We start from the raw sequence: 24,142 nt of genomic DNA, 5'->3' as shown, positions 1-24,142 counted from the left end.
GGCCCGGGCACCGCCGCAGCGGTGCGGATGCCGCAGGCCGGGCAGGCGCTCCCCATGGTGCAGATCGGATACACGATGATGACCGAGCAGCGGGCCCCGCGGGACCTGGTCGCCGACGCCGTGGACGCCGAGCGGGCGGGCTTCGACTTCTCCGTGATCTCGGACCACTACTTCCCGTGGCTCGACGAACAGGGCCACGCCCCGTACGCCTGGGCGGTGCTCGGCGCCGCCGCCCAGGCCACCTCGAAGCTCCCGCTGATGACCTACGTCACCTGCCCGACCTTCCGCTACCACCCGGCGGTGGTCGCGCAGAAGGCGGCCACGCTCCAGCTGCTGTCCGAGGGCAGGTTCCGGCTCGGCCTGGGCAGTGGCGAGAACCTCAACGAGCACGTGGCGGGCCGCGGCTGGCCCGCGGTCTCGGTGCGCCACGCCATGCTCGCCGAGGCGGTCGAAATCGTCCGGACGCTCTTCGGGGGCGGGTACGTCACCCGGCACGGCCGGTACTTCACGGTCGACGGCGCGAGGCTGTGGGACCTGCCCGACCGGCCGCCGCCGATCGGCGTCGCGGTGTCCGGGCCCGCCTCCTGCGAACTCGCCGGGCGACTGGCGGACCTGGTGATCGCCGTCGAGCCGGACGCGGCCCTGATCGCCGGGTTCGCGGCGCACGGCGGGGCGGGGAAGCCCGCCGTCGGCCAGCTGCCGGTCTGCTGGGACCGGGACCGCGGGACCGCGGTACGGCGGGCCCACGAGCAGTTCAGGTGGTTCGGCGGCGGCTGGAAGGTCAATGCCGAACTTCCGGGCACGGCGGGGTTCGCCGCGGCGAGCCGGTTCGTCCGCCCGGAGGACGTCGCCGGGTCCGTCCCCTGCGGAGACCGGGTCGAGGACTTCGTCGACGCCGTCCGCCCGTACGCCGAGGCGGGCTTCGGCGAGGTCGCCCTCATCCAGATCGGCGGCGACAGCCAGCCCGCCTTCCTGGAGTGGGCCGGCGGGACCTTGCTGCCCGCCCTGCGGGAGGCGTTCCCCGATCGCCGCGAGGGGCGCACGTGACCGTCGGTGCCGGAGGGAGCGGTCCCGGACCGCGGGCCGTTCCCGTCCGAGGGGCGAGACGAATGGGCCTCCCGGGGCAGGCGCCCTTGACGGGGTCGGTGCGCGGGTCGACACTCCGGCAGGGGAGTCCTCGAACGCGGGCGGAGGGGTCGTGGGGCAGACGGAGCCGGTCACCGGCGGCGTGGCGCACACCGTCCGGCTGCTGCCCGTCCTGACGTCCCGTCGCCACATCGACCTGCTGCGGGTGTGCAGCAGCCTGGCAGGCAGGCCCCGCCTCCGCACTGGCCGCGGCCCGGTGGCCGCCGCCTGACGTCGCGCCAGGTCCCTTCTCCGGCCCGCCGGCCGTCCCTCGCTTCCCCGCCGGATACCGGCACGCGTGCGCGTGCCCGCTCAGTCTGGGAGACCCTCATGCCCGCATCGTCCCCGTCCGCCGTGCCCTCCTTCCGAGGGAGGATCGGGCGCGACGCCCGCAGCGGCTACAGCGCCGTGCCGCACCGCTACCGGCTCCACCTCGCCCGCTCCTGTCCGGACTGTCTCCGGATCGCCGTCACCCACAGCCTCCTCGCCCTCGACGACGTGCTGCCGATCGGCTGGCTGCCGGCGCTGCCCGACGACGGCGACGGCGGGTACCTGGCCCTGCGGCCGCTGTACGAGGCCACCTCGCACCGGCACCGCGGACCGGCCGCGGCCCCGGTGCTCAGCGACGACTGGAGCGGACGGATCGTCAGCACCGACAGCGGCGAGATCCTCACCGACCTGGCCCACCGCTTCGACCGGGACGGCAGGAACCTCCGGCCGACCGGGGCGGGAACCGCCGTCGAGGCGGTGGCCCTGCTCTGCGAACGCGGCCTCGACGCGGCCGCCCAGCGGGCCGGCCTGGCCGGCACCGCCCCGGCCGAGCGCGAGGCGGCCCTGCGGAGCCTGCTCGCCGGGCTCGGCGCGATCGAGCAGCGCCTGGCCGACCGCGAACACCTGCTGGACGGGGGACCGACCCTCGCGGACGTCCACGTCTGGGTGAGCCTCGTGGAACTGGACACCGTCCACCGCTGGCACCTGCACGCCGCCGCCGTCGACCGGGTCGCCGACCATCCCAGGGTCTGGGCCTACGCCCGGCGACTGGCCGGACACCCCGCCTTCGGCCGCCACCTCGACCTGGAGGGGACCGGCCTCCGCCACCGCGCCCACTGCCGGGGCGAGGAGGACGCGGGCGCGGCGATGCCGATCGTGGACTGGGCGCAGTACGCGCGGGCACGGACCCCCGTGTCCGGCTGAACGGCCCCCACGGCCCGGCCGGCCCCTCCCACGGCCCGGCCGGGCCCGGTCGTGCCGGCGGACGCGGCGCTCCCGTCCTCAGGCGGCGCTCCTGCCCTCAGGCGGATGGGTGCCCGGTGTCGCGCCACCCCGGCTCGCCGTCCCGCACCTCGGCGACGCTCGGGTGGCGCACCGCCTCCAGGGTGTCGTCGGCGAGCAGATCGGCGATCAGGGCACGGCTGCCGAAGACCTCGGTGGCACTCAGGTCCCAGTCGGTGACGACGAGCCAGGAGCGGTCCGGCGGCCACCAGTGGGCCGGGAACTGCGTGCTGTGGATCCCCCCGCGGCCGGGACCGGCGTCGTGGTGGGCCACGGCCTCGTCGAGCCGGCCGCGGCGGACGGGCACCGGCGCGCCGGCGTCCTCGATCGCGGCCTGCGCCCAGTAGCACTCCGTGCGCAGCCCGTCGGCGCTGTGCCGCGCCACCACCTCGACGAGGCGGCCGAGGCACTCCCCGAGCGACGGATCGAAGCCCTCCGGCACCGGCAGCCCCGTGAAGACACGCCACGAGGGCGTGTACCGCCAGTCCTCCAGACGCCTGCCGCTCCTCGCCAGCAGGTCGCCCCACCGCAGGCGCCGCCGCCCCTCGTAGGCGGTGTGCAGCACCCAGCAGCGGTCCGCGAACCCCTCCCGGGGCTCGTGGCCGAGCAGGTCCTCCTCCAACCGCCGGCGCATGCCGCCCAGCGGATCGTCGTCCGGTACGCGCCTCACCACGCGCTCCCCGCCGGTGCGGGCGGCGCCGCCACGGGTACGCCGTCCGGCCGACCGGCGAGCAGGGCCGCGACGTGGTCGGCGCAGCGCAGGGCCGCCTCGGCCATCGCCCGTCCGGTCATGCCGGCGACGTGCGGGGTGAGCAGGGCCCGGGGGAGCCCGAACAGCGGAGAGGCGAACGCGGCGTGCTCGTGGGCGAAGGTGTCGACGGCGGCCGCGGCCAGCGGATGGGCCGGGTCGCGCAGGGCGTCGGCGAGGGCCTGCTCGTCGACGATGCCGCCGCGCGAGGTGTTCAGCAGGATCGACCCGGGCCGCATCAGCGACAGCTCCGCCCGGCCCACCAGCCCCGCCGTGTGCGCGGTGAGCGGCAGGTGCAGGGACACCACGTCGCTGGTGGCGAGCAGCGCGGCGAGGGACTCCACCCGGCGGACCGGTGGCCCGGCCGAGCTCCGCGACCACCCCTGGACGGCCATGCCCAGGAGGCGGGCCCGCTCGGCCAGCGCCAGACCGATCCGGCCGAGTCCCGCGATGCCCAGGGTCAGGTCGCCCAGTTCGACCGCGGGCGCGGACGGTGCGCTCCAGAGGCCCCGGTGCGCTGCCCCGTTGTGTGCCACCAGGTCGCGCGTCAGGGAGAGCAACTGGGCCAGCGCGAACTCGGCCACCGCGTTCGCGTTGGAGCCGGGCGTGTGGGTGACGGCGACACCGTGCCGGGCCGCGGCCGCCAGGTCGACGTGGTCGGTGCCCGCCCCGGCCCGGCCGATCACCCGGAGCCGGTGGGCCAGCGCCCCGTCGCTCGCCGCCGCGAGGAAGGCGGCCCGCAGCGGGACCCCCGCGCGGGACTTCAGCGCGTCGTAGCCGCGCCCACCCCGAACCACCTCGCCGATCAGTGCCGCTTCGTCGAACGGGTCGACATCGGTGAACTCGACCCGGTCCGCCCACGCCGCCACCGCGGACGCCCGGTCGGCCACCCGCCGCAGGTTCAGCGTGACGGCCAGACCGTGCCCGACCAGTCGCTCCACCTCGCGGTCGAGCAGCGCCCCGGGAGCCGCGTCCACCAGCAGGATCCGCCCCAACACCCTCCCCCTTCTCCGGACCCGGACCTTATGCGGGCCGCCGGTGGCAGCGGAAATCCTCGTGTTCGGAGCCCGTTGCCGCTGGGTAGACGCATCTGCCGCCAGGACGGAAGGGGAGTGGTCGGCCATGGCCGGACTCACGGTGACCAGGGGATCGATGCCGCAGGGCCCCGTGCTCTTCCTGGACGGGGAGGTGGACCTCTACAGCGTCCCCGCACTCGCCGAGGCGCTCGAGGACGCGGTGGACCTCTGCCCACCCGGTGCGCCGGTCACGGTCGACATGGCGCAGGTGGAGTTCTGCGACTCCTCCGGCCTCAACGCCCTGCTGAAGGCCAGGGCCCGGGCCGACCGGCGGAGCGTGGCCGTGCAGGTGGCGCGTCCCTCCCCGCAGGTGGCGCGCCTGCTCACCGTCACCGCGACCGCGGAACTGCTGCTGCCACCGGCCCGCGGGGTCGACTGAGACCCCGCGGCGCGGACCGGGAACGGCTCGACCGGCCCGGACCAGTCCGAACGACCGCCGGCTCCGAATGGGGACGAGCGGGGGACACCGAACCGCCCGCCGCCCGAGGGAGGAGACCCCGTGGTCACCGTCGAACGCCGGATCCCGGTCGGCCGGCCCGCCGAGGACGTGCTGCGCTACCTCGCGGACTTCGGCCACACGCCCGAGTGGGACCCGGGCACGGTCAGCTGCGTCCGCACCGACACCGGCCCCGTGACGGAGGGGTCGCGCTGGACGAACACCTCCCGCTTCCGAGGACGCACCACCCGGCTGGAGTACCGGCTCGTCCGCCGGGAACCGGACCGCCTGCTGTTCGTGGGCGAGAACGGGACGGTCACCGCCACCGACGACATCACCGTCCGGCCGGCCGACGGGGGCGGCGCGGTCGTCGACTACCGGGCGCAGCTGCGCTTCAAGGGCGTGGCGAGGCTCGCCGCACCGTTCCTCCGGGGCGCGTTCGAGGAGCTCGCGGACGGCGTCGCGGACCGGCTGCCGCAGGTCCTCGCCGCCCGCTGAGGCCTCCCGCCGAGGCCGCCCCGGGCGGCATCCGGCCGGAGGTTCCACCGGGAACCCCGCTCACTCGAACCGCGCGGGATCGCCGGCCCCGCGCCGGACGATCTCCGCCTCGCCGCCGGAGAAGTCGACCACCGTCGTCGGCTCGGTGCCGCAGTCGCCCGAGTCCACGACGGCGTCCAGCACGTGGTCGAGCCGCTCCTTGATCTCCCAGCCCTGGGTCATCGGCTCCTCCTCACCGGGCAGCAGCAGGGTGCTGGAGACCAGCGGCTCGCCGAGCTCGGCGAGCAGCGCCCGGGCGACGGTGTGGTCCGGGATCCGGACGCCCACCGTCTTCTTCTTCGGGTGCTGCAGCCGGCGCGGCACCTCCTTGGTCGCGGGCAGGATGAAGGTGTAACTGCCCGGGGTCGCCGCCTTGATCGCGCGGAACACGTCGTTGTCGATGTGGACGAACTGGCCCAGCTGCGCGAAGTTCTCGCACACCAGCGTGAAGTGGTGGCGGTCGTCCAGCCGCCGGATCGACCGGATCCGCTCCAGACCGTCGTGGTTGTCCAGTCGGCAGCCGAGCGCGAAGCAGGAGTCGGTGGGGTAGGCGATCAGCGCCCCGGAGCGGAGACTGTCGGCGACGGTGCCGATGGTGCGCGCCTGAGGGGTCTGCGGGTGCACGTCGAAGTACTTTGCCATTGGCCAAACTTACGGCATCCGCCCGGGGTCCGGGCGGGACGCGCCGACCGCCGCCGGCGCACTGGACCGGGCCGTCCCGGAGGTCCGGCACCCGGTGCGGTCGAGGGCGTGGCGCCCCCGTCGGCGGCGCCGAAGTCCCGGGCGGCGAACGCCCCGCAGGACCGGACGGCGGGACCGGACAACGCGATCGGCGGGCCGGCGCGGAATCGACAGGTGGCGGGCGGCGGCGATCGGGCAGACGCCGGGGGAGGAGCGGTCCGCACCGGCACCGGCGGGTGCGGCACCCGGTCGCGCGCGGGAGGTGGTCACGATGGCGGCGGACGGCGAGCGGCCCGGCCCGCAGGGTCCCGCGACGGCCCCGGGCGGGCTGCTGGACGTGCTGGGCGTCGCGGCCGTCGTCCTCGACGGCCGGGGCCGGATCGCGCTGTGGAGCCCGCCGGCCGAGGCACTGTTCGGCCACAGCAGCGCGGACGCCCTCGGGCGGGACGCGCTCGACCTGCTGGTCGGCGGCACCCGCCCCGGCCGGGCGTGGGAGGACTTCACCCGGGCGACGGCGGACGGCGGCGTCCGGGCGGGCGCGTTCCCCGCCCGGCACAAGGACGGGCGCACGGTGGAGGTCGAGTTCCGCACCATGCGCCTGCAGGCCGGGTCCGGGCAGTGGTGCGTCCTCGGCATCACCTCCGAGCGGCGGACGCTGGCCCGGCTGGAACGGGACCTGGCGCTGTCCGCGCGGATGGTCGGACAGGCACCGATCGGCCTCGCCGTCCTGGACACCGAGCTGCGCTACGTCCTCGTCAACGAGGCGCTGGAGCGGATCAACGGCGTGTCCGCCGCGGACCACCTCGGCCGCACCCCGGGCCAGGTCCTCGGGCACCTGGACGTCGCCGCGATCGAGGAACGGATGCGGCAGGTCCTGGCCACCGGGGAGCCGGTGCTGGAGGAGTTCGCCACCGGGCGCCCGCTCTCCGACTTCGGCCGCGAACACGCCTGGACCTCCTCGTACTACCGGCTGGACGACCGGGCCGGGGACGTACTGGGGCTGGCCGTCGCGGTGACGGACGTGACCGCCGAGCACGAACAGGCCCAGGAGGCCTCCCGCGCCCGCCGCCGGCTCTCACTGGTCGCCGACGCCTCGATGCGGGTCGGCACCACCCTGGACGTGGCGGCGACCGCCCGGGAACTCGCGGACGTCACCGTGCCCGAAGTCGCCGACACCGCCGCCGTCGACCTGCTGGACACCGTCCTCACCGGCCGGCACGACACCGCCCACGACCGCACCCCCCACGACGGCGGCGGCCGGCACGACGGCACCCGGCACGGCAGCACCCACGACGGCGAGGCCCGCTTCCGGGCGATGGCGTTCAAGGCCGCCCACCCGGGCCCCGAACGGGCCGCGGCCGACCCGGTGGGGGAGGTCGTCCGCTACCGGCCCGACCGGTTGATCGCCCAGTGCGTCGCCAGCGCCCACCCCGTCTTCCTGCCGGTGGTGCGTCCCGCGGACCTGGGCCGGATCGCCCGCGACGAGGAGGCGGCCGGGCTCCTGGAGGCGGCCGGGGTCCACTCGTACCTCGCGATGCCGCTGATCGCCCGCGGCCGGGTCCTCGGGGCGCTGGACCTCAAACGCACCCGCAACCCCGCCCCGTTCGACCAGGACGACCTGCTGCTGGCCACCGAACTCGCCGCCCGTGCCGCCGTCGCCATCGACAACGCCCGCTGGTACCAGCGCCAGCGCCACACCGCCCTGACCCTGCAGCGCCACCTCCTGCCGCCGCACGACGCGGTGTCCGCGCCCGGTCTCGCGATCGCCCACCGCTACCAACCGGCCGGCGAGGCCGAGGAGACCGGTGGCGACTGGTTCGACGTCGTCCCGCTCGACGGCGACCGCACCGCCCTGGTCGTCGGCGACGTCATGGGATCGGGCATCAACGCCGCCGCCACCATGGGCCAACTGCGCACCGCCGCCCGCGTCCTGGCCCGGCTCGGCCTCGAACCCGACGACATCCTGACCCATCTCGACGAGACCACCCGCGAACTCGGCGAGTCCACCGCCACCTGCCTGGTCGCCCGCTACGACCCGGCCACCCGGACGTGCCTGCTCGCCAATGCCGGCCACCTGCCGCCCGTGCACGTCCGGGCCGGCGTTCCCCGCCCCGTCCGGCTGGACACCGGCGCACCGCTCGGCGTCGGCGGCATCCCCTTCCGCGCGGCCGAGCACGCCCTGCGGGCCGGCGACGACCTGCTGCTGTACACCGACGGCCTGATCGAGGTCCGCGACCAGGACATCGACCAGCGCCTGCAGACCCTCGTCGACCTCCTCGCCGGACCCCGCCGCACCCTCGACGACACCTGCGACCTCCTGCTCGCCGCGCTGCGCCGCCCCGACACCGACGACGACGTCGCCCTGCTCATCGCCCGGGTCCTGCCCACCCCGGCGGCCGGTCGGCCGTGAGCGCGCCGACAGCCGCCCCCCGCACACCCCGCCGAGCGGCAGCCGGAGGGCGCGTGCAGCCCGCGTAGCCGCCGACCGGCCGGGTACACGCTGCCACGACCGTCACGGACCGGGACGGACACCGGGGAGCACGGAGGCCGGCCATGGAACCAGCACTGGACCGGATCGCACAGCCCTGGGGCGACCGCACCCCCTACGGACGCGGGCAGCCGTGGCCGGTGCGCGTCGACTCCTTCCTGGCACCCGGCACCGCCGCGGACGGGGTGGAGCGATGGGCGCAGAGCGCGTCGCTGCTGCACTCCGACGGGGACGCCATGGACATCGCGGTCGCCGGAGGGCGGATCGTGGGCGTGCGCGGCCGTGCCGTGGACCGGGTCAACCGGGGACGGCTCGGACCGAAGGACCTCTTCGGCTGGCAGGCCAACCACGCCGCCGACCGGCTGACCACCCCGCTGGTGCGCCGGGACGGCCGGCTGGAGGCCTGCGACTGGGACACCGCCATGTCCCGCGTCGTCACCGAGGCGAAGGGCCTGCTGCGCGAGCGCGGCCCCGGCTCGATCGGCTTCTACACCAGCGGGCAGCTCTTCCTGGAGGAGTACTACACGCTCGCGGTGATCGCCCGGGCCGGGATCGGCACCAGCCACCTGGACGGCAACACCCGGCTGTGCACCGCCACCGCCGGCGAGGCGCTGAAGGAGACCTTCGGCAGCGACGGCCAGCCCGGCTCGTACACGGACGTCGACCACGCCGACGTCATCGCCCTGTTCGGACACAACGTGGCCGAGACCCAGCCGGTGCTGTGGATGCGCGTCCTGGACCGCCTCGCAGGCCCCGAACCGCCCCGGCTGGTCTGCGTCGACCCGCGGCCCACCCAGGTGGCCCGCCGCGCCACCGTGCACCTCGCCCCCCGTTCCGGCACCAACGTCGCCCTGCTGAACGCCCTGCTGCACGAGATCATCCGTACCGGCCGGATCGACCGCGCGTTCGTCGACGCCCGCACCGTGGGCTTCGACGAACTCGCCGCGCAGGTCGCCGGGTGGACCCCCGGACGGGCCGCCCGGATCTGTGACGTCCCCGCCCGCGACATCGAGCGGGCCGCCGAGGTCCTGGGCGGCGCCGAACGGCTGCTCTCCACCGTGCTGCAGGGCGTCTACCAGTCCCACCAGGCGACCGCAGCCGCCTGCCAGGTCAACAACCTGCAGCTGATCCGCGGCATGCTCGGGCGGCCGGGCTGCGGGGTCCTGCAGATGAACGGCCAGCCCACCGCCGAGAACACCCGGGAGTGCGGCGCCGACGGCGACCTGCCGGGATTCCGCAACTGGGAGAACGAGCAGCACGTCGCCGACCTCGCGCGGATCTGGAACGTCGAGCCGTCCCGGATCCCGCACCACGGGCCGCCCACCCCGGCGATGCAGATCTTCCGCTACGCCGAGCAGGGCTCGATCCGGATGCTGTGGATCACCGGCACCAACCCGGCCGTCTCCTTGCCCGAACTGCACCGCATCCGCGACGTCCTCGGCCAGGAACGGCTGTTCACGGTGGTCCAGGACCTGTACCTCACCGAGACCGCCCAGCTGGCGGACGTCGTGCTGCCCGCCGCCACCTGGGGCGAGAAGACCGGCGCCTTCACCAACGCCGACCGCACCGTCCACCTCTCCGAGAAGGCCGTGGACCCGCCGGGCGAGGCCCGCAGCGACCTCGACATCCTGCTCGACTTCGCCCGCCGGATGGACTTCCGCGACAAGGACGGCGGCCCGCTCGTCGGCTGGCACGACGCCGACTCGGCGTTCGAGGCATGGAAGGAGTGCAGCCGCGGCCGGCCCTGCGACTACACCGGCCTCAGCCACGACCGGCTGCGCGGCCGCAGCGGCATCCAGTGGCCGTGCACCGGGGAGGCGCCGGACGGCACCGAGCGGCTCTACACCGACGGCATCACCTGGGCCGCCGCGGAGGACTGCGAGAGCTACGGCAAGGACCTGGTCACCGGGGCCGCCGTCTCCGAGACCGAGTACCGGGCGCTCAACCCGGACGGCAAGGCGGTGCTCAAGGCCGCCGAGTACCTGCCGCCGCACGAGGACACGAGCGCGGAGTATCCGCTGCAGCTGAACACCGGCCGCACGCTGTACCACTTCCACACCCGTACCAAGACCGGCCGGGTGCCGCAGCTGAACGCCGCCGCTCCCGAGGTGTGGGTCGAGCTCTCCGCGGGCGAGGCGCAGCGGCACGGCGTCGCGGAGGGCGACCTGGTCGAGGTCGCGAGTCCGCGCGGGTCGGTGCGCGGCCGGCTGCGGATCACCGGCATCCGCGACGGCATGGTCTTCCTGCCGTTCCACTACGGCTACTGGGACACCCCCGGCGGCCACCGCCCCGGCGAGGAGGGCGGCCGGGCCGCCAACGAGACGACGATCACCGACTGGGACCCGGTCTCCAAACAGCCGCTGTTCAAGACCGCCGCCGCCCGGCTCGCGCTGGTCGAGCGGGCCGGCGGAGCCGTCTCCCCGGCGCCCACCACCACCGCCTCCGCCCCGGTCGACCCGCGGTCCGCCCCGCCGACCACCGGAGGACCGGACGCCGTGGCCACCCAGACACCGGGAACCGCCCCGGCGGGAGAGGAAGGCGGGCCGTGAACGGCATCGCGATCACCCTGCGCGCCCTGCACGACGGCGAGCGGCACCTGGAGAAGGACCTGCTCGCCGCGGCCCGGCGCCACCGCGCCGACCACGAGGTGCACCACGTCGCCACCGACGTGGCCCGCTGGTCCCACGAGCACGCCGAGCGCATCGCCCGCACCGCGCAGCACTACGGCCTGGACCTCTCCGGTCCGGCCGGCGACGCGGGCCCGGGCCTGGTGGCGGCCGTCCGCGAGAAGACCGCCGAGGCCCTCGGGCGGCGCCCCGAGACCGGCCTGCTCCTGCTGCACGACCTGCGCGCCCTGCACCTCGCGGCCGCCGAGAACTCCCTGCACTGGGAGATGCTCGCCCAGGTGGCGCAGGCCACCGGCGAGGGCCGCCTGCTCGATCTGGCCACCGCCTGCCACCCGCAGACGCTGCGTCAGATGCGCTGGACCAACACCACGATCAAGGTCCTCTCCCCGCAGCTGCTCAGCAGCGTGTGACGGTCCGAACCCGTTTCATCCGGGCCGCAGGGGTAGGCGCGTAGGCGTCCCGCGACAGGAACCCGGAGGTCGAGATGAGCGAGCCAGGACCCATCAGGAAGATCGTCGACAAGGCGGTGGAGGTGGCGGAGGAGGTCCTTCCCGACTCGCGGCCCGAGGTGCCGGGAGCACCCGGCCCCGAGTCGCCGCAGGTGGAGGAGCCCGCCGAGCCGCGGTCCCCGCTGCCGCCCAAACCCGACCAGGCCGCCCCGCGCACCGTCTCCGCGACCGGCCGGGCGGACGGCTCGGAACCCGATCTCCGCGCCCAGAACGGGGAGTTCCTCACCACGGCGCAGGGCACCCGGCTGCCGGACTCGAACCACTCCCTCAAGGCCGGGCCGCGCGGTCCCGTGCTGCTGCAGGACCACCACCTGCGCGAGAAGATCACCCACTTCGACCACGAGCGCATCCCGGAGCGCGTGGTGCACGCCCGCGGCGCCGGCGCCCACGGCGTCTTCCGCAGCTACGGCAGCGCGGCGAACGTCACCAAGGCGGCCTTCCTCGCCGAGGACGTCGAGACACCGGTGTTCGTCCGGTTCTCCACCGTGCTCGGCTCCCGCGGCTCCGCGGACACCGTGCGCGACACCCGCGGATTCGCCACGAAGTTCTACACCGCCGAGGGCGTCTTCGACCTGGTCGGCAACAACATCCCGGTGTTCTTCATCCAGGACGCGGTCAAGTTCCCGGACGTCGTCCACGCCGCCAAGCCGCACCCGGACCGGGAGATCCCGCAGGCGCAGTCCGCCCACGACACCTTCTGGGACTTCGTCTCGCTGCACACCGAGGCCACCCACCACACCCTGTGGAACATGTCCGACCGCGGCGTCCCCCGCTCGTACCGGACGATGGAGGGCTTCGGCGTGCACACCTTCCGCCTGGTCGACGCCGAGGGCGGCACCAGCCTGGTCAAGTGGCACTGGAAGCCGAAGCTCGGCGTGCACTCGCTGACCTGGGAGGAGGCGCAGCTGATCGCCGGCGCCGACCCGGACTTCCACCGGCGCGACCTCTACGACGCCATCGAGGCCGGCGCCTTCCCGCAGTGGGAACTGGGCATCCAGGTGCTCCCCGACACCCCGGAGCAGACCTTCGAGGGCATCGACCTGCTCGACCCCACGAAACTCGTCCCCGAGGAACTCGCCCCCGTCCAGCCGGTCGGCCTGCTCACCCTCAACGCCAACCCGACGAACTTCTTCGCCGAGGTCGAACAGGTCGCCTTCCACCCCGGGCACCTCGTCCCGGGCATCGACGTCACCGACGACCCGCTGCTGGCGGGCCGGTTGTTCTCCTACCTGGACACCCAGATCACCCGCCTCGGCGGCCCCAACTTCGCCCAGATCCCGGTCAACCGCACCCACGCCCCGGTCAACGACATGCTCCGCGACGGCTTCCACCAGGACGCCGTGCACAGCGGGGCGGCGCCCTACAAGCCGAACTCCCTGGACGGCGGCTGCCCGTTCTTCGCCGGCGCCGGGGAGCACGCCTTCATCGAGCACCCCGTTCCGCTGCCCGCCGCGGCCAAGGTCCGCGCGGCGCCCGCCTCCTTCGACGACCACTTCGGCCAGCCCCGGATGTTCTGGGCCAGCATGAGCCCGACCGAGCGCGAGCACATCATCGCCGCGTACACCTTCGAGCTCGCCAAGTGCCACGAACAGGCGATCAAGGAACGCAGCCTCCGGGTCCTCGCCGAGATCGACCCGCGGCTCTGCGCCGAGGTGGCCGACGGGCTCGGGCTGCCCGCACCGGAATCGACCGGGTACGCGCCGGGGACCCCGAGCCCGGCCCTCTCCCAGATCGGCCGGACCTGGCCGACCGCCGGCCGGGTGATCGGCATCGTCACCGGCCCGGGCGGCGACCTCGAAGCGCTCACCAGCGCCCGCCGGGCGGTGCTCGCCGCGGACATGGTGCCGCTGGTCGTCGCCCCCACCGGCGGGCGGCTGACCGCGGACGGCGCCGACCCGGTGGCCGTCCAGCGGACCTTCGCCACCGCCCGGTCGGTCGAATTCGACGCCGTGCTGCTCGCCGGCGCACCTGCGCCGGGCGCCGACGCCGACGGCGGCCGCGACGCCAAGGCCGGAATCCCGTCCGGCGGCGGGGTCGACCCCCGGGTCACCCTGCTGCTCGGCGAGGCCTGGCGTCACGCCAAGGCCATCGGCGGCTGGGACGGCGCCGACCGTGCCCTGCGGGCCGCCGGCATCCCCACCGACGCCCCCGGTGTCGTCCTCGGCGAGGACGGCGAGTCCGTACTGAGCGGGATCACCGAGCTCCTCGCCGGCCACCGCGTCTGGGACCGGTTCCCCGCACCGCCGCCCGAGGTGGGCTGACGGTTGCGGGAGCGTCACCCGAACGGCTCCGACGGCCACCGGCCGTCACGGCCAGGCGGCCTCGCCGTCGGCGTCGTCGGAGCCGTCCAGGGCGCTGTCCGGCACGATGTGCACGGCCGCCTCCTCGGCGCAGGCCGCGCCGGCGTCGATGCCGACGTCCTCGGCGTAGAGCTCGGTGGTCCTGTCGTGCGCGCCCTCGTCGGGTGCGACCAGGCGTCCGGCCCGCTCGGCGCCCGCCTCGCGGTCGACGGGCTCGCCGTCGCCGTCGGCCAGGTCGCCGATGCGGTCGCCCGCGTCCGGCTCCTGGTCGGGCAGCTCCCGGGCCAGCCGCTGGTCGAGCGACTCGCCCGACCGCTGCTCACCGGCCGTCGTCCCGGCCTGCCGGACGGCGAACGGCCGCTCGGGCGGCGACCACCCCTCGTCGAGGAGATCGTCGTAGGTCCGCTCGTCGAGGGCGTTCTGCAGGTCCAAGGCGGAGGCATCGGCCTGGTCGTCGGCGGTGTCCGCAGGCTGGTAGACCTCGTCCGCCCTGCCGCTCTCGGTCATCACGGCCTCCCGGTCGTCTCGGTTGCCCCTCCGTCCGGCGTCCTCGTACCCGCATCGGCCGGGGCCATCCGCGCCGACGGCCGGGCCGGGGCCCGCCGCCTGCTGCGGTTCCGGTCCGGGCGGCCTGCGTGTGGGGTCGGCCCGTGATCGGTCCCGTCCCTCGACGGTACGTCCGTCGCCCCGGGAGCGAAACACGCGGGGCCCGCGGTCCCCGGATCCCGGCCTGGCCACCGGCCCGTGCCGGACCGGCCGCGGAACCGCCGGGGGATCGCCCGGGGGTGTGCCGCCGCGCCCGTACGGCACGGTCCGCGTGAGGCAGGTCTGCACCCGTACCCCGCGTCCTGCCCCCTCGTCCCGTGGCTGTCGCTGCGCCAGCCCGGCTGCCCGTGGTGGGTGTTCGCCTTGACGGGGCCTCGATGCCACTGGAACCGTTCCGTCGGGGAGGGATCATGGCCGCGAACAGCAGACTCGCCGCGGCCGCGCACGTCCCGAGCACCAACCCGGCCGGCGCGGACATCCGGCCCGCGCAGTCCGTCCCCGACGACACCCCGACGATGCACACCGAGGACCTGACGACCGTGCTCACCACCCCGCGCCTGCGCCTGCGCCCCCTCACCGAGGCCGATACCGACTGGTGGGTGCGCCTGCACGACGACGACGAGGTCAACCGGTTCGTCGGCGCCTACACCCGCGAGCAGGCCGCCGCCCGACTCCACGACATCCAGCGGCAGTGGGCCGAGCGCGGCCACGGCCTGTGCGCCGTCGAACTCACTCGCACCGGTGAGGCGATCGGCCGCTGCGGCCTCAACTGGTGGGAGCAGTTCGGCGAGACCGAGATCGGCTGGACCTTCGCCCGCCGCCACTGGGGCAACGGCTACGCCGCCGAGGCGGCGCGGACCGTCCTCGCCTGGGGCTTCGGCACGCTCGGGCTCACCCGGATCACCGCGATGATCCACCACGGCAACGAAGCCTCCACCGCCGTGGCCCGCCGCCTGGGCTTCGCGCCGCTCCGCGAGGACGTGGTGCTCGGCCGCCCCTGCACCGTCCACGCGCTGGACCGCGACGACTTCGCCGCGCCCTGAGCCGTCGCCGACGACGACACCGCCGGGCCGGGCGAGTCGCAGCGCCCACCGGCGGTCGCGCTCGGGGCGGCGGCCGCCGGCAGGGCGGCCGCCTCCTCGACGAGCCGGTGGTCGAGCGCGGAACGTGCTGTCGCCGCTACGGTGCCACGGCGTCCGCGGCAGGCGGCTCGGGCTCCTCCCCGTCGTCCTCGCCCTTGGCCCGGACGTCCGCCGGGGTGGGAGCCGTGATGCTGCGCTCCTCCGCGGAACGCTCCCGCGTCTCCTCGTCGGGGTGCGCCCGGTCGTCATCGGGTGTGGTCATGACCTCGTCCTCTCCTGGTCCGAGCAGGGCTACTGGGCGGCTGCCCCGTTCCCCGGCCACCACACGGAGAACCGGCCCCGTCAGTCCTGCTGGAGGAACGGTGACTGAGATCAACTGGCTGACCGCCCGGCGGCCGGAGGTGGTGCCCGGCCCGCACCCCCTCGGTGAAGGACCCCATGACCCGGCCGACCGAACCCGACCGACCGCTCGGAACCCACACGGCCTATCAACTCGCCGACGCCGTCCACCTGTTCGCCTACGCGATGGAGCACCACCGCGGCTACCCGGGGCTGGACGACCCCGACCTCGGCGAGATCGCGGACGTGCTGCGGCGCTCCTTCGCCCGGCCGGCCGACGCGTTGGAGGACACGGCGGCGGTGGCGGGCACCCGCGACGAGGACGGGCCGGAACGGCCGGACGGGGATCCCGCCGCCGAGCCGTGGAACCGTGCCCGCCACGACGCGCTGAACCTCAGCGACCGACTGGCGCACGCCGTCCCGACGGGCGAGGGCCACGAGCAGGAGGACCGCCCGATCGGCGAGGTGTGCGACCGGTTCCTCGACCTGCGCAAGGCACGGTTCCGTACCCTGCCCGACTGACGCGCCGTGACACCGGGGTCGGCCCTCAACCGACCGCGCCGCGCCAGATGTTGTTGAACGCCGCCTCCTCGACGGCGCGGCGCCGCCGCACGGCGTCCAGCTCCCGGACCGCGTCGTTCACCGCGGCGAGGACGGTCGCCACGTCGTCGTCGGCGATGTCCGGCTGCTCGCCCGGGGGCAGCCCGCCGATGTCGACGGCCGCCGCGAGGGCGGTGAGCACGGGCTCGCGCGACACCCATCGGTCCACCGCCGCACGGCGACCGGCGGACTCGGTCGGCACCGGGCCACCGGCCTGCGCCTCCGGCGTCCCGTGCACCCGGTGGAAGCGCGGACGCCGGACCCGACCGCCTGTCCCGAGCAGGGCCGCGTAGGCGGCCGCGAGCCCGCGGCCCCGGCGCCACAGCCAGTCCTCGACCGACTCGAACGGCGGCTGCCGGAGGACCGCCTCCGCGGCCTCGGCCAGCAACCGGTCCGCCACGGCCACCGGACCGCCCGGCAGGATCCGGGTGTCGTCCAACTGGACGGCCCGCACGTCGAGCAGGTCGATCAGCTCCGCCCCCGCGAGCGCCAGCGACAGCTCGCCCTGCTCCGGGCGGGTGCCGGCCCCCGCCTCGACGGCGACGACCAGCAGGTCCTGCGGTGTGGTGTCCATCGGTGGCCCAACGTCCGGCGGATCGGTGAGTGCGGCGCGTGGTGCGGTGCCTGCTGCCAGTCTGCCTCCCCGGCCACCCACCGGGAGCCGATTTCCGGCCCCGGCGCCACACCCGGAGCCACGTCCGGCACCGGGCCCGGCATCCCTCGCGCACGCTCGCCCGGGACGGCCGAAGGCGCCGTCGGATTCCCGCCGGCAACCCCCGGCCCACCGCGCGATGCTGACGGACATGACCAGCACCTACCGACCGCAGCCCATCACCCCCGCCGCCCTGCAGCAGCTCCGCGTCCGCGACGACGCGGGCCGCCCGACGATCCCCCACCCCGACGGCGAAGGCGGCTCCCCGCTCCGCTGCTGCCTGCGCCCGAGCGCCGTCGGCGACCGGATCGCCCTCGTCAGCTACGCCCCGCTGCGCCGCTGGGCGGCGGAGACGGGCGCCGAGCCCGGGGCGTACGACGAGCAGGGACCGGTCTTCATCCACGCCGAGGACTGCGGCGGTCCGGACGCGGACTCCACCGGCTACCCGTGGGCCCGCCCCGGCGCCCTGCGCGCCTTCCGCCGCTACGACGGCCGCGGGCACATCACGGGCGGTCGCCTGGTGGAGCTGACCGAGGACGCCGACGCCTGCTTCGACCGCGCCCTCGCGGAGGCGTTCGCCGACCCGGGGACCGCCCAGGTGCACGTCCGGGCGGTCGAGTACGGCTGCTACCACTTCCGCGTCGACCGGCCCTGACGGCCGGTCGGCGCGGCGCGGCTACGGCTGCAGGCGGGTGCGTACCGCCTCGGCCGCCCAGGTGAGTGCCGGTGCCGGCCCCCTCCTGCACGGGCCAGCCGTTGATCACTGCGAGGAGGCGGAGGTAGCGCTCCCCGCGCGGGTCGTTCACGCTCTCCAGCCGGAGCAGCAGCCGGCGGCGGAGCCCGGTGCGGTCGGGCCGGCCGCACCCCCGCGCGTAGTCGGCCGCGAGCACGGCGACGAGTCGGCCGTGGAGCGTGTCGCCGTTCATGGCCCATCGTGGCGTCCCCACCTACGGGAGACTCAAGTGCTGCCGCCTGCCGCGTGCCACTGGCCCCGCCGCTCGCCGTGTCCCGGCGGCGGAGGTCAGTGTGCGGCGGCCCCGGTGCGTCCGGCGCGGGGCCAGGAATGGTGGTGCTCGTCGATGACGTAGTGGTGGCCGTGGCTCCAGGCTCCGGCCCTGGAGGGGTGGGCGCCGGAGAGGTGGGGGTGGCCGGCCGGCAGGTCGGTGTGCTCGTGGCGGAGTGCGTCCGGGTCCCGGCGGGGCCACAGCACGGCGGCGGCCGCCGTGCTGCCGAGCGCGAGGACGCCGAGGGTGAGGGCGGTGGCCGGTAGGCCGGCCGCGGCGGCGAGCCAGCCGGCCAGCGGGTAGGTCAGCAGCCAGCAGGAGTGCGAGAGGGAGAACTGTGCGGCGAACGCGGCCGGCAGGTCGGCCTCGGCCGCCGAGCGGCGGATCACGCGCCCGCCGGGGGTGAGGACCGCCGAGCCGGCCGCGCCGATCAGCGCCCAGGCCGCCAGCAGGGCGGACCAGCTCCACCCGCCGGGCGGCGCTGCGGTGACCGCGGCGACGGCGGCGAGCGCGGCGGGCAGGGCGAGCGCGGCCGGCAGCATCACCGTCCGGTCGCCCACCCGGGCCAGTACCCGGGGCAGCAGCAGGGCGGCGGCCATCGAGCCGGCACCGTAGGCGCCGAGCGCGAGCGAGAGGTCCGCGGCCGGCCGGTGGAAGTGCTCGCGCACCACCACGACGCTGTCGACGAAGACGATCGCCCCCGCCGCCGCGACCGCGAGGTCGAGGGCGAGCAGGGCGCGGAGCCTGGGCGTGGCGAGGAACAGCCGTGAGCCGAACACCGCCCGTGCGCGGACGCCCCCGGCGCGCTCGACCGGGGGAGCCTTCGGCAGGACGGCGGAGACGACCAGGGCGGCGGAGGCGAGGAAGCCGACGGCCGTACCGGCGAACAGCCAGTCGTAGCTCACCGCGGTCAGCAGCACGGCCGCCAGCGCCGGGCTGACCAGCGACTCCAGGTCGTAGGCGAGCCGCGACATGGACAGGGCGCCGGTGTAGTCCCGCTCGGTCGGCAGCACCTGCGGGATCGTCGCCTGGAACGTCGGGGTGAACACGGCCGAGGCCGCCTGCAGCAGGAACACCGTCAGGTAGATCTGCCACACCCGGTCCACGAACGGCAGTGCCAGCGCCGTGCCGGCCCGGGTGAGGTCCATGGCGGCCATCAGGGTCCGGCGCGGCACCCGTCCGGCGAGCGCTCCCGCGAGCGGGGCGATCGCCACGTAGGCGACCATCTTGATCGCCAGGGCCGTGCCCAGCACCGCGCCCGCGTCGGCCCCGGCGAGGTCGTACGCCAGCAGGGCGAGCGCCACGGTCGCCAGCCCCGTGCCGGCCAGGGCGACGACCTGGGCGGTGAAGAGGTGTCGGTAGGTGCGGTTGCGCAGAACGGACAGCATCGGCCCCGGCTCCTCGCTCGGCGTGGTGCGACCCGGCCATCATAGGCAACATGTGCGTACTCGCGCACATGTTGTCCGTGGAGCGGGACGGCACCGGGTGCGGGCCGGTCAGTCGTGCGGAGCCAGCGAACCGATCTGGTGGTCGGCGACGTTCAACGCCTCGTCGACCAGCCGCCGCAGATGGCCGTGGCGCAGCGAGTAGACGACCCGGCGCCCGTCCTTGCGGGTGGACACCAGCCCGGCGAGGCGGAGCTTCGCCAGGTGCTGGCTGACCGACGGCCGGGCGGCCCCGGTCGCCTCGACCAGGGTGGTGACGTCCGCCTCGCCGCGGCCGAGCCGCTCCATCAGGGCGAGCCGGGTGCGGTCGGCCAGCAGGGCCAGGACGGAGGCCGCCACCTCCAGGCGCTCGCCCGCGGAGTGCTGCTGCGAGCTGTGTGCATCTGCGAGCGGCGCGCGTGAGTCCATGGGGACATGGTAGGGGCAGCCGCCCTTGCGCAGGTGCGCACATGGTGCGGATGGTGCGATGCCCGGCGGCCTCGTCGAGGCGGCGAGGACGCGTTCTCGGCGTTGCACCGGGAACTGCACGAAGAACCCGGGCTGGACGCCACCGCGGCACCCGCGGCACCGGTGCTGCGATGGGTGCAGGACCAGGCCAGTACCCGCCCGGGCCGCGACGGGGTCTTCCGGCGCCGGCACCTCGTCTTCGTCCTCCGCCTGCGACCACGGCCCGGGACGGACTCGCCGCCGTGGAACTGGACGCGGCGGACCCGACGGCCGTGGTGTGGTGCGACCCGGCCCGCGCGGCCCGGCTGCACCTCTACCCGGCCTCGGCGGTGCCCTCGCCCGGGCCACCACCGACCGCCCAGCGGACGCGGCCCGTGCTGCTGCCGCCGATGACGGACACGACCTACCGCTGGCGCTGACCGGCCCCCGGCGGCCGGCGGGCGATGCCCCCGGCTTCCTCTCCTCGCCAGCGGACCCGGTCGCTCTTCGGCCCGATGCCGTCGGTCCTGGTCGGAGTTCCCTCCGGGGCGAACGAGTGGTGGAAGGTGAAGGCGTGCGGCGCGGAGCCGTGGTCGTGGAGGTGCTCCAGCCTGGAGACCCCGTCCTGCCAGGTGGGTATCACGCCGTCGGAGACCCACCAGGCCACGTGACTCGGGTGTCCGGTCCTCTCGAACCAGTCGTGACGCCTGTTCAGCGCCGCACGGTGCAGACCGGTGTAGACGGCGTCGAAGGCGGGACGCAGGTCGGTCCAGAGCGAGAGGGTCGCGGCCAGGGCGGTGGTTTCCGACGTCCGGCCCTTGCCGTACCAGGTCGGCACGGCGAACTCTCCCCAGGCACCCCAGTCCGCACCGAAGAGCATGCCCCGGTCGGCATCCGCCGGTTCGGCGTGCGCGAGGTACCCGGGGTGCTGACCGATCCTCCGGTAGACGGCCTCGCCCGTGTCGTAGAGCTCGCGGGTGAGAGGTCCGGGATCGGCGAGGGGTGACTTCAGAACGCCGAACGTGTACAGCGCAAGACGGGGCATGCGTCTCTCCCTGGTCGGGGGTGCCTGGTGCGGACCCGGTTCGGTGGCTCGCGCACGGAGCGAGGCTTCGCGGGCATGACCGATTCGTTCCCCCGCGGGCGGTCCAGCCCGGAGGAACTCCGGGGCGACCGCGGGCGGTCGCCGAAGACCAGCTGAAGGTAGCCGCCTCGGCGAGCCATGTCGAAGTTGCGTTTTCCCGGTCGAAGTGGCCTCCTGCACCGGTCCTTGCGAACACCCCCGGAAGGATCCACGGCGCCTCGTCGACCCCCGGACGGCAGGATCAGCAGATGGCGGCCGTCCGCACCCATCGGGGCGCCCTGAGGAGTCCGACTCGATCCGTCACCGTGATTCGCCTCGTGGTCAGGCGATCGGGAGCGCGGCGAGTGCGGCTCCGGCGGCGCGGGTGCGGGGGTGCTCCGCACCGAAGCGGTCGCGCCAGGCGGTGGCGCAGCGGGTGAGCTGATCGCGGGCCTCGGTGTGGCGCTGCTGGGCGGCGAGGGCACTGCCGAGGGTGGTGGCGGCTTCCAGGGCGCTGTGGTGGGTGGGGCCGAGGGGCGCAGCGAGTTCGACGGCCTTCCGGCTCGCGGCCTCGGCCTCCTCGGGGCGTCCGAGGCCGAGCAGGGCCTGGGCGGTGACGGTGGCGATGGGCGCCGCGAGGGTGACGCGGACGGTGGGGCCGTCCCGGAACTCCGCCTCGGCCCGGGTGGCGACCTGCAGGGCCTCCTCGTGGCGACCGCTCCCGGAGAGGCTGCGGGCCAGCCCGAGACTCAGGGCGATCCGCATGTGCCCGCTGGGCTGCTGGACCTCCCGCTGCCGCCGGAGCGCCTCGCGTGCCGCCTCCTCGGCCTCGCCGTGGCGTCCGAGTCCGTTGAGCGCCATGACGAGGGCGTTCATGACGGCCAGCCAGAGCAGGTCGGGTGTGCCGTGGAGATCGAGCAGGGCGAGGCACTCGCGTTCGACCTGCTCGTACTCACCGAGCTGGACCAGGTTCTGGACCCGGTCGGAGGCGACCTTCAGGGTACGGATGTCGTTCGCGCCGTAGACCCGGGCGCTCTGTTCCTGCAGCTCACGGGACCCGTCGACGGCCTCGCGGTGTCGGCCCTGAGCGGTCTTCGCCCGCAGACGGGCGTCCAGGGCAGCCAGGGCACGCCGGTCCGGGGCGGATCGGTGACGCAGGACGACGGACAGGAGCTGCTCGGCCTCCGCGGGTCGTCCCCTGCTGATCAGCATGGAGGCGAGCTCGACCCGTACCTCGGCGGTGGCGGCATGCGCCTCGCCCAGCGCGGTGGGGCAGTGCACCAGCAGCGCCTGCAACTCGGCCAGGGCTTCGTCGCCGCGGTCGAGTTGCCGCAGCACAGCCACTCGGCTGGTGCGGATCACGAGGGTCCATCCGCCGTCCGCACCGAATCGTCGGGTGCACAGCTCGACGGCCTGCCGGAGCGTGCTCTCGGCCTCGGCCCACCGCCCCTGCTCGCCGAGCCGGCCGCCCTCGTCGTGCAACCGGTGGGCGAGTTCGAGGTCCCGCCGCTGTGCCCGGTTCCGCAGTGCCGCGAACATGCTTACTCCCTCATCCGCGCCTGATGTGGCGATGATCCTACTGGCGGGTGGTGCGTGTACCTCGGCGCCCGGTGCTACCTGAGGGCCGCGGTGCGGTCCAGTGCCTTCGACGCCAAGCGGTGCAGGTCGGCGGGCGGGAAGGCGCCCAGGCTCGTGACGTTCAGGAAGACCAGGAGCCGGCCGCGGCGGACGTACAGCTGGTTGAAGTACACGTCGGCCCCGTGCGCGGTGTCGTGGACGAGGAAGTGCCGGACGTCGTCCCCGAGGTCGCGGAACGGGGCGGCGTTCTGCTCGTACACCCGGTGGCCGTGCTCGCTGAGGTTGGCGACCCAGGAGGGGTAGCGGGAGACGGCGTCGGCCTCCGTGCCAAGGAGTTCGAGTTCCTCGTTGATCTCCTCGGTGTCCTCGCGTCCGTCGAAGGCGACGGACTGGAGGACGTCGCGGGTGCCGGGGTCCTCGAAGTCGCACGGGGAGCCGGTCGCCCGGCTCCGGAAGCCGGCGGGAACGTCCCGGGCGGTGAGGAGCGCGTCGCACAGGGTCTGCGCCGTGACGGCGGCGGGCGACGCGGATGTCCTCGCTGCGCCGCCGTCCGTGGGGGAGCAGGCGCAGGCGAGGAGGAGGGCCGCCCCGAGGGTGGCCGTTCTGGTCGTGCGGGTGCCCCGGCCGTTCATGTACGCCCCCAGGTCGCTTCGGTCGGTGGCGAATCGTACAAGATCGACGGGCGCTCAGGAGCTCGCGGGACGGCTGGTGGTGATGTCGTGGACGATGCGGCGGCAGAGGTCGGCGGTGTGCTCGAAGAGGTAGAAGTGGCCGCCGGGGAGGCTGTGGAAGGCGACGGCGTTGTGGAGGTGGGCGCGCCAGCGGCGGATGCGCTCGGGCGGGACGAGCGGGTCGGCCTCGCCGGCGAAGAGCGAGACGGGGGTGGCGAGCGGGTGGCCGCCGGGGTGGCGGTAGGTGTCGACGACCTCCAGGTCCCAGCGCATGGTGCGGACCATCCGCTCGGCGAGCACCGGGTGGTGCCAGACGCCCTCCGGGGTGCCGCCGAGCCGCCGCATGAAGTGCACCAGCCGTTCGTGCGGCCAGGTGTGGCGCTGCTCCGTGGCCGGCGAACCGGTCTCCGGGGCGGGGCTGCCGGAGAGGCCGAGCCAGAGCGGTGCCCGGCCCAGCCGTTCCAGCACGCGGACGAGTTCGAAGGCGACGAGCGCCCCCATGCTGTGTCCGAACACCGCGTAGTGGCCCGCGACTTCGGACTCCAGGACGGGCAGCAGCAGCTCCATCACCTCGGCGGCCGAGCGGCAGCCGCGCTGCTTGGAGGTGTGCACCCGGCCGGGGAGTTCCAGCGCCAGCACCCGCCAGTGGGTGGGCAGATGGCTGAGGAAGTCGCGGTAGCCGGCGGCCGACCCGCCGGCGTGGTGCAGCAGGACGAGGGTCAGCTCGGGGGCGTGCGGCGCGTGCAGTTCGAGGAGTCTCACGGTCTGGCTCCGACGAGCTGCCGGAGCGGCGCCCGCGGCGCAGCAGGGCGGGTGGTGCGGTGGATGGGGCCGTCGCCGGTGGAGAGGGGCAGGCAGCTGCCGCCGCGGCGGTGGGCGACGATTTCGGCGGCGACGGAGACGGCGGTCTCCTCGGGGGTGCGGGCGCCGAGGTCGA

The 24,142-nt window shown here is 75.1% G+C and carries 25 protein-coding genes and 1 pseudogene; 13 read left to right on the top strand and 13 right to left on the bottom strand.

Going from position 1 to position 24,142, the window contains the following annotated elements; translation table 11 throughout:
- Window positions 1-54: 54 nt before the first annotated feature.
- The 3 genes from AB0442_RS34415 to AB0442_RS34405 all read left to right on the top strand — a co-directional run bounded on the left by AB0442_RS34415 (window position 55) and on the right by AB0442_RS34405 (window position 2,319).
- Window positions 55-1,047 (top strand): LLM class F420-dependent oxidoreductase, encoded by a 993-nt coding sequence (locus tag AB0442_RS34415; RefSeq protein ID WP_366167508.1) that lies wholly within the window; start codon window positions 55-57, stop codon window positions 1,045-1,047.
- Between the two features lie 151 nt (window positions 1,048-1,198).
- Window positions 1,199-1,357 (top strand): hypothetical protein, encoded by a 159-nt coding sequence (locus AB0442_RS34410; RefSeq protein WP_366167507.1) that lies wholly within the window; start codon window positions 1,199-1,201, stop codon window positions 1,355-1,357.
- Between the two features lie 98 nt (window positions 1,358-1,455).
- Window positions 1,456-2,319 (top strand): glutathione S-transferase C-terminal domain-containing protein, encoded by an 864-nt coding sequence (locus AB0442_RS34405; protein ID WP_366167506.1) that lies wholly within the window; start codon window positions 1,456-1,458, stop codon window positions 2,317-2,319.
- A 97-nt stretch (window positions 2,320-2,416) separates the two neighbouring features.
- Here AB0442_RS34405 and AB0442_RS34400 read toward each other — a convergent pair whose 3' ends face one another.
- Both AB0442_RS34400 and AB0442_RS34395 read right to left on the bottom strand, forming a co-directional pair.
- Entirely contained in the window at window positions 2,417-3,067 is a 651-nt protein-coding gene (locus tag AB0442_RS34400; protein WP_366167505.1) for a hypothetical protein, read from the bottom strand.
- Window positions 3,064-4,143 carry an NAD(P)-dependent oxidoreductase gene (locus AB0442_RS34395; protein WP_366167504.1) on the bottom strand — a complete coding sequence of 360 codons (1,080 nt, stop codon included), beginning with the start codon at window positions 4,141-4,143 and terminating at the stop codon, window positions 3,064-3,066. The genes AB0442_RS34400 and AB0442_RS34395 overlap by 4 nt, the downstream gene beginning before the upstream one ends.
- A gap of 124 nt (window positions 4,144-4,267) precedes the next feature.
- Here AB0442_RS34395 and AB0442_RS34390 point away from each other — a divergent pair, with 124 nt between their 5' ends.
- Together AB0442_RS34390 and AB0442_RS34385 are read left to right on the top strand one after the other, a co-directional pair.
- Window positions 4,268-4,600 (top strand): STAS domain-containing protein, encoded by a 333-nt coding sequence (locus AB0442_RS34390; RefSeq protein WP_366167503.1) that lies wholly within the window; start codon window positions 4,268-4,270, stop codon window positions 4,598-4,600.
- 120 nt (window positions 4,601-4,720) lie between these two features.
- A complete protein-coding gene (locus AB0442_RS34385; RefSeq protein ID WP_366167502.1) occupies window positions 4,721-5,155 on the top strand; it encodes an SRPBCC family protein in 435 nt (144 codons plus the stop codon).
- A gap of 60 nt (window positions 5,156-5,215) precedes the next feature.
- Here the strand turns inward: AB0442_RS34385 and AB0442_RS34380 are convergent, their stop codons facing one another.
- Complete coding sequence (locus tag AB0442_RS34380; protein WP_366167501.1) at window positions 5,216-5,836, bottom strand: L-threonylcarbamoyladenylate synthase; 621 nt, start codon at window positions 5,834-5,836, stop codon at window positions 5,216-5,218.
- Between the two features lie 310 nt (window positions 5,837-6,146).
- On the opposite strand from AB0442_RS34380, the gene AB0442_RS34375 reads away from it, so the two are divergent.
- From AB0442_RS34375 to AB0442_RS34360, 4 genes are all read left to right on the top strand, one after another.
- Window positions 6,147-8,285, top strand: a complete 2,139-nt coding sequence (locus AB0442_RS34375; protein WP_366167500.1) for a SpoIIE family protein phosphatase — start codon at window positions 6,147-6,149, stop codon at window positions 8,283-8,285.
- 143 nt (window positions 8,286-8,428) lie between these two features.
- Window positions 8,429-10,912: a nitrate reductase gene (locus AB0442_RS34370; protein WP_366167499.1), complete on the top strand. Its 2,484-nt coding sequence runs from the start codon at window positions 8,429-8,431 to the stop codon at window positions 10,910-10,912.
- The gene (locus AB0442_RS34365; protein WP_366167498.1) at window positions 10,909-11,400 is read left to right on the top strand and encodes a hypothetical protein; all 492 of its coding nucleotides are present in this window, start codon (window positions 10,909-10,911) and stop codon (window positions 11,398-11,400) included. The genes AB0442_RS34370 and AB0442_RS34365 overlap by 4 nt, the downstream gene beginning before the upstream one ends.
- 74 nt (window positions 11,401-11,474) lie before the next feature.
- Complete coding sequence (locus AB0442_RS34360; protein WP_366167497.1) at window positions 11,475-13,760, top strand: catalase; 2,286 nt, start codon at window positions 11,475-11,477, stop codon at window positions 13,758-13,760.
- Window positions 13,761-13,805: 45 nt separating this feature from the next.
- Here AB0442_RS34360 and AB0442_RS34355 read toward each other — a convergent pair whose 3' ends face one another.
- Window positions 13,806-14,306 (bottom strand): DUF5709 domain-containing protein, encoded by a 501-nt coding sequence (locus tag AB0442_RS34355; RefSeq protein ID WP_366167496.1) that lies wholly within the window; start codon window positions 14,304-14,306, stop codon window positions 13,806-13,808.
- A gap of 449 nt (window positions 14,307-14,755) precedes the next feature.
- Between AB0442_RS34355 and AB0442_RS34350 the strand changes: the two genes are divergently transcribed.
- Complete coding sequence (locus tag AB0442_RS34350) at window positions 14,756-15,388, top strand: GNAT family N-acetyltransferase (RefSeq protein WP_366167495.1); 633 nt, start codon at window positions 14,756-14,758, stop codon at window positions 15,386-15,388.
- A gap of 136 nt (window positions 15,389-15,524) precedes the next feature.
- Here AB0442_RS34350 and AB0442_RS34345 read toward each other — a convergent pair whose 3' ends face one another.
- A complete protein-coding gene (locus AB0442_RS34345; RefSeq protein WP_366167494.1) occupies window positions 15,525-15,689 on the bottom strand; it encodes a hypothetical protein in 165 nt (54 codons plus the stop codon).
- 176 nt (window positions 15,690-15,865) lie between these two features.
- Between AB0442_RS34345 and AB0442_RS34340 the strand changes: the two genes are divergently transcribed.
- Complete coding sequence (locus AB0442_RS34340; protein ID WP_366167493.1) at window positions 15,866-16,288, top strand: hypothetical protein; 423 nt, start codon at window positions 15,866-15,868, stop codon at window positions 16,286-16,288.
- Window positions 16,289-16,313: 25 nt separating this feature from the next.
- Here the strand turns inward: AB0442_RS34340 and AB0442_RS34335 are convergent, their stop codons facing one another.
- Window positions 16,314-16,940, bottom strand: coding sequence for a GPP34 family phosphoprotein (locus AB0442_RS34335; RefSeq protein WP_366167492.1), 627 nt, complete (start codon window positions 16,938-16,940; stop codon window positions 16,314-16,316).
- Between the two features lie 229 nt (window positions 16,941-17,169).
- On the opposite strand from AB0442_RS34335, the gene AB0442_RS34330 reads away from it, so the two are divergent.
- Entirely contained in the window at window positions 17,170-17,673 is a 504-nt protein-coding gene (locus AB0442_RS34330; protein WP_366167491.1) for a DUF1203 domain-containing protein, read from the top strand.
- A 21-nt stretch (window positions 17,674-17,694) separates the two neighbouring features.
- On the opposite strand, the pseudogene AB0442_RS34325 reads toward AB0442_RS34330, so the two are convergent.
- The 3 genes and pseudogenes from AB0442_RS34325 to AB0442_RS34315 form a co-directional block, all read right to left on the bottom strand.
- Window positions 17,695-17,857 (bottom strand): annotated as a pseudogene (locus tag AB0442_RS34325) (MerR family transcriptional regulator); the annotation flags it as partial.
- Window positions 17,858-18,039: 182 nt separating this feature from the next.
- Window positions 18,040-19,410, bottom strand: a complete 1,371-nt coding sequence (locus AB0442_RS34320; protein ID WP_366167490.1) for an MFS transporter — start codon at window positions 19,408-19,410, stop codon at window positions 18,040-18,042.
- Window positions 19,411-19,518: 108 nt separating this feature from the next.
- On the bottom strand, window positions 19,519-19,875 hold the full coding sequence (locus AB0442_RS34315; RefSeq protein WP_366167489.1) for a metalloregulator ArsR/SmtB family transcription factor: 357 nt from the start codon (window positions 19,873-19,875) through the stop codon (window positions 19,519-19,521).
- 281 nt (window positions 19,876-20,156) lie between these two features.
- Between AB0442_RS34315 and AB0442_RS34310 the strand changes: the two genes are divergently transcribed.
- Complete coding sequence (locus tag AB0442_RS34310; protein ID WP_366167488.1) at window positions 20,157-20,333, top strand: hypothetical protein; 177 nt, start codon at window positions 20,157-20,159, stop codon at window positions 20,331-20,333.
- On the opposite strand, the gene AB0442_RS34305 is transcribed toward AB0442_RS34310, so the two are convergent.
- From AB0442_RS34305 to AB0442_RS34290, 4 genes are all read right to left on the bottom strand, one after another.
- Window positions 20,318-20,938, bottom strand: a complete 621-nt coding sequence (locus tag AB0442_RS34305) for a DUF3291 domain-containing protein (RefSeq protein WP_366167487.1) — start codon at window positions 20,936-20,938, stop codon at window positions 20,318-20,320. The genes AB0442_RS34310 and AB0442_RS34305 overlap by 16 nt on opposite strands.
- 360 nt (window positions 20,939-21,298) lie before the next feature.
- Window positions 21,299-22,495, bottom strand: coding sequence for a tetratricopeptide repeat protein (locus AB0442_RS34300; RefSeq protein WP_366167486.1), 1,197 nt, complete (start codon window positions 22,493-22,495; stop codon window positions 21,299-21,301).
- Window positions 22,496-22,569: 74 nt separating this feature from the next.
- On the bottom strand, window positions 22,570-23,166 hold the full coding sequence (locus AB0442_RS34295) for a hypothetical protein (RefSeq protein WP_366167485.1): 597 nt from the start codon (window positions 23,164-23,166) through the stop codon (window positions 22,570-22,572).
- 54 nt (window positions 23,167-23,220) lie between these two features.
- On the bottom strand, window positions 23,221-23,967 hold the full coding sequence (locus tag AB0442_RS34290; RefSeq protein ID WP_366167484.1) for an alpha/beta fold hydrolase: 747 nt from the start codon (window positions 23,965-23,967) through the stop codon (window positions 23,221-23,223).
- Window positions 23,968-24,142 lie beyond the last annotated feature (175 nt).

It is taken from the genome of Kitasatospora sp. NPDC085895 (assembly GCF_040702125.1).
Classification (GTDB): Bacteria; Actinomycetota; Actinomycetes; order Streptomycetales; family Streptomycetaceae; genus Kitasatospora; species Kitasatospora arboriphila.
The sequence above is the reverse complement of the archived record's forward strand: the minus strand, read 5'-3'. Positions and strand labels throughout refer to the sequence as shown.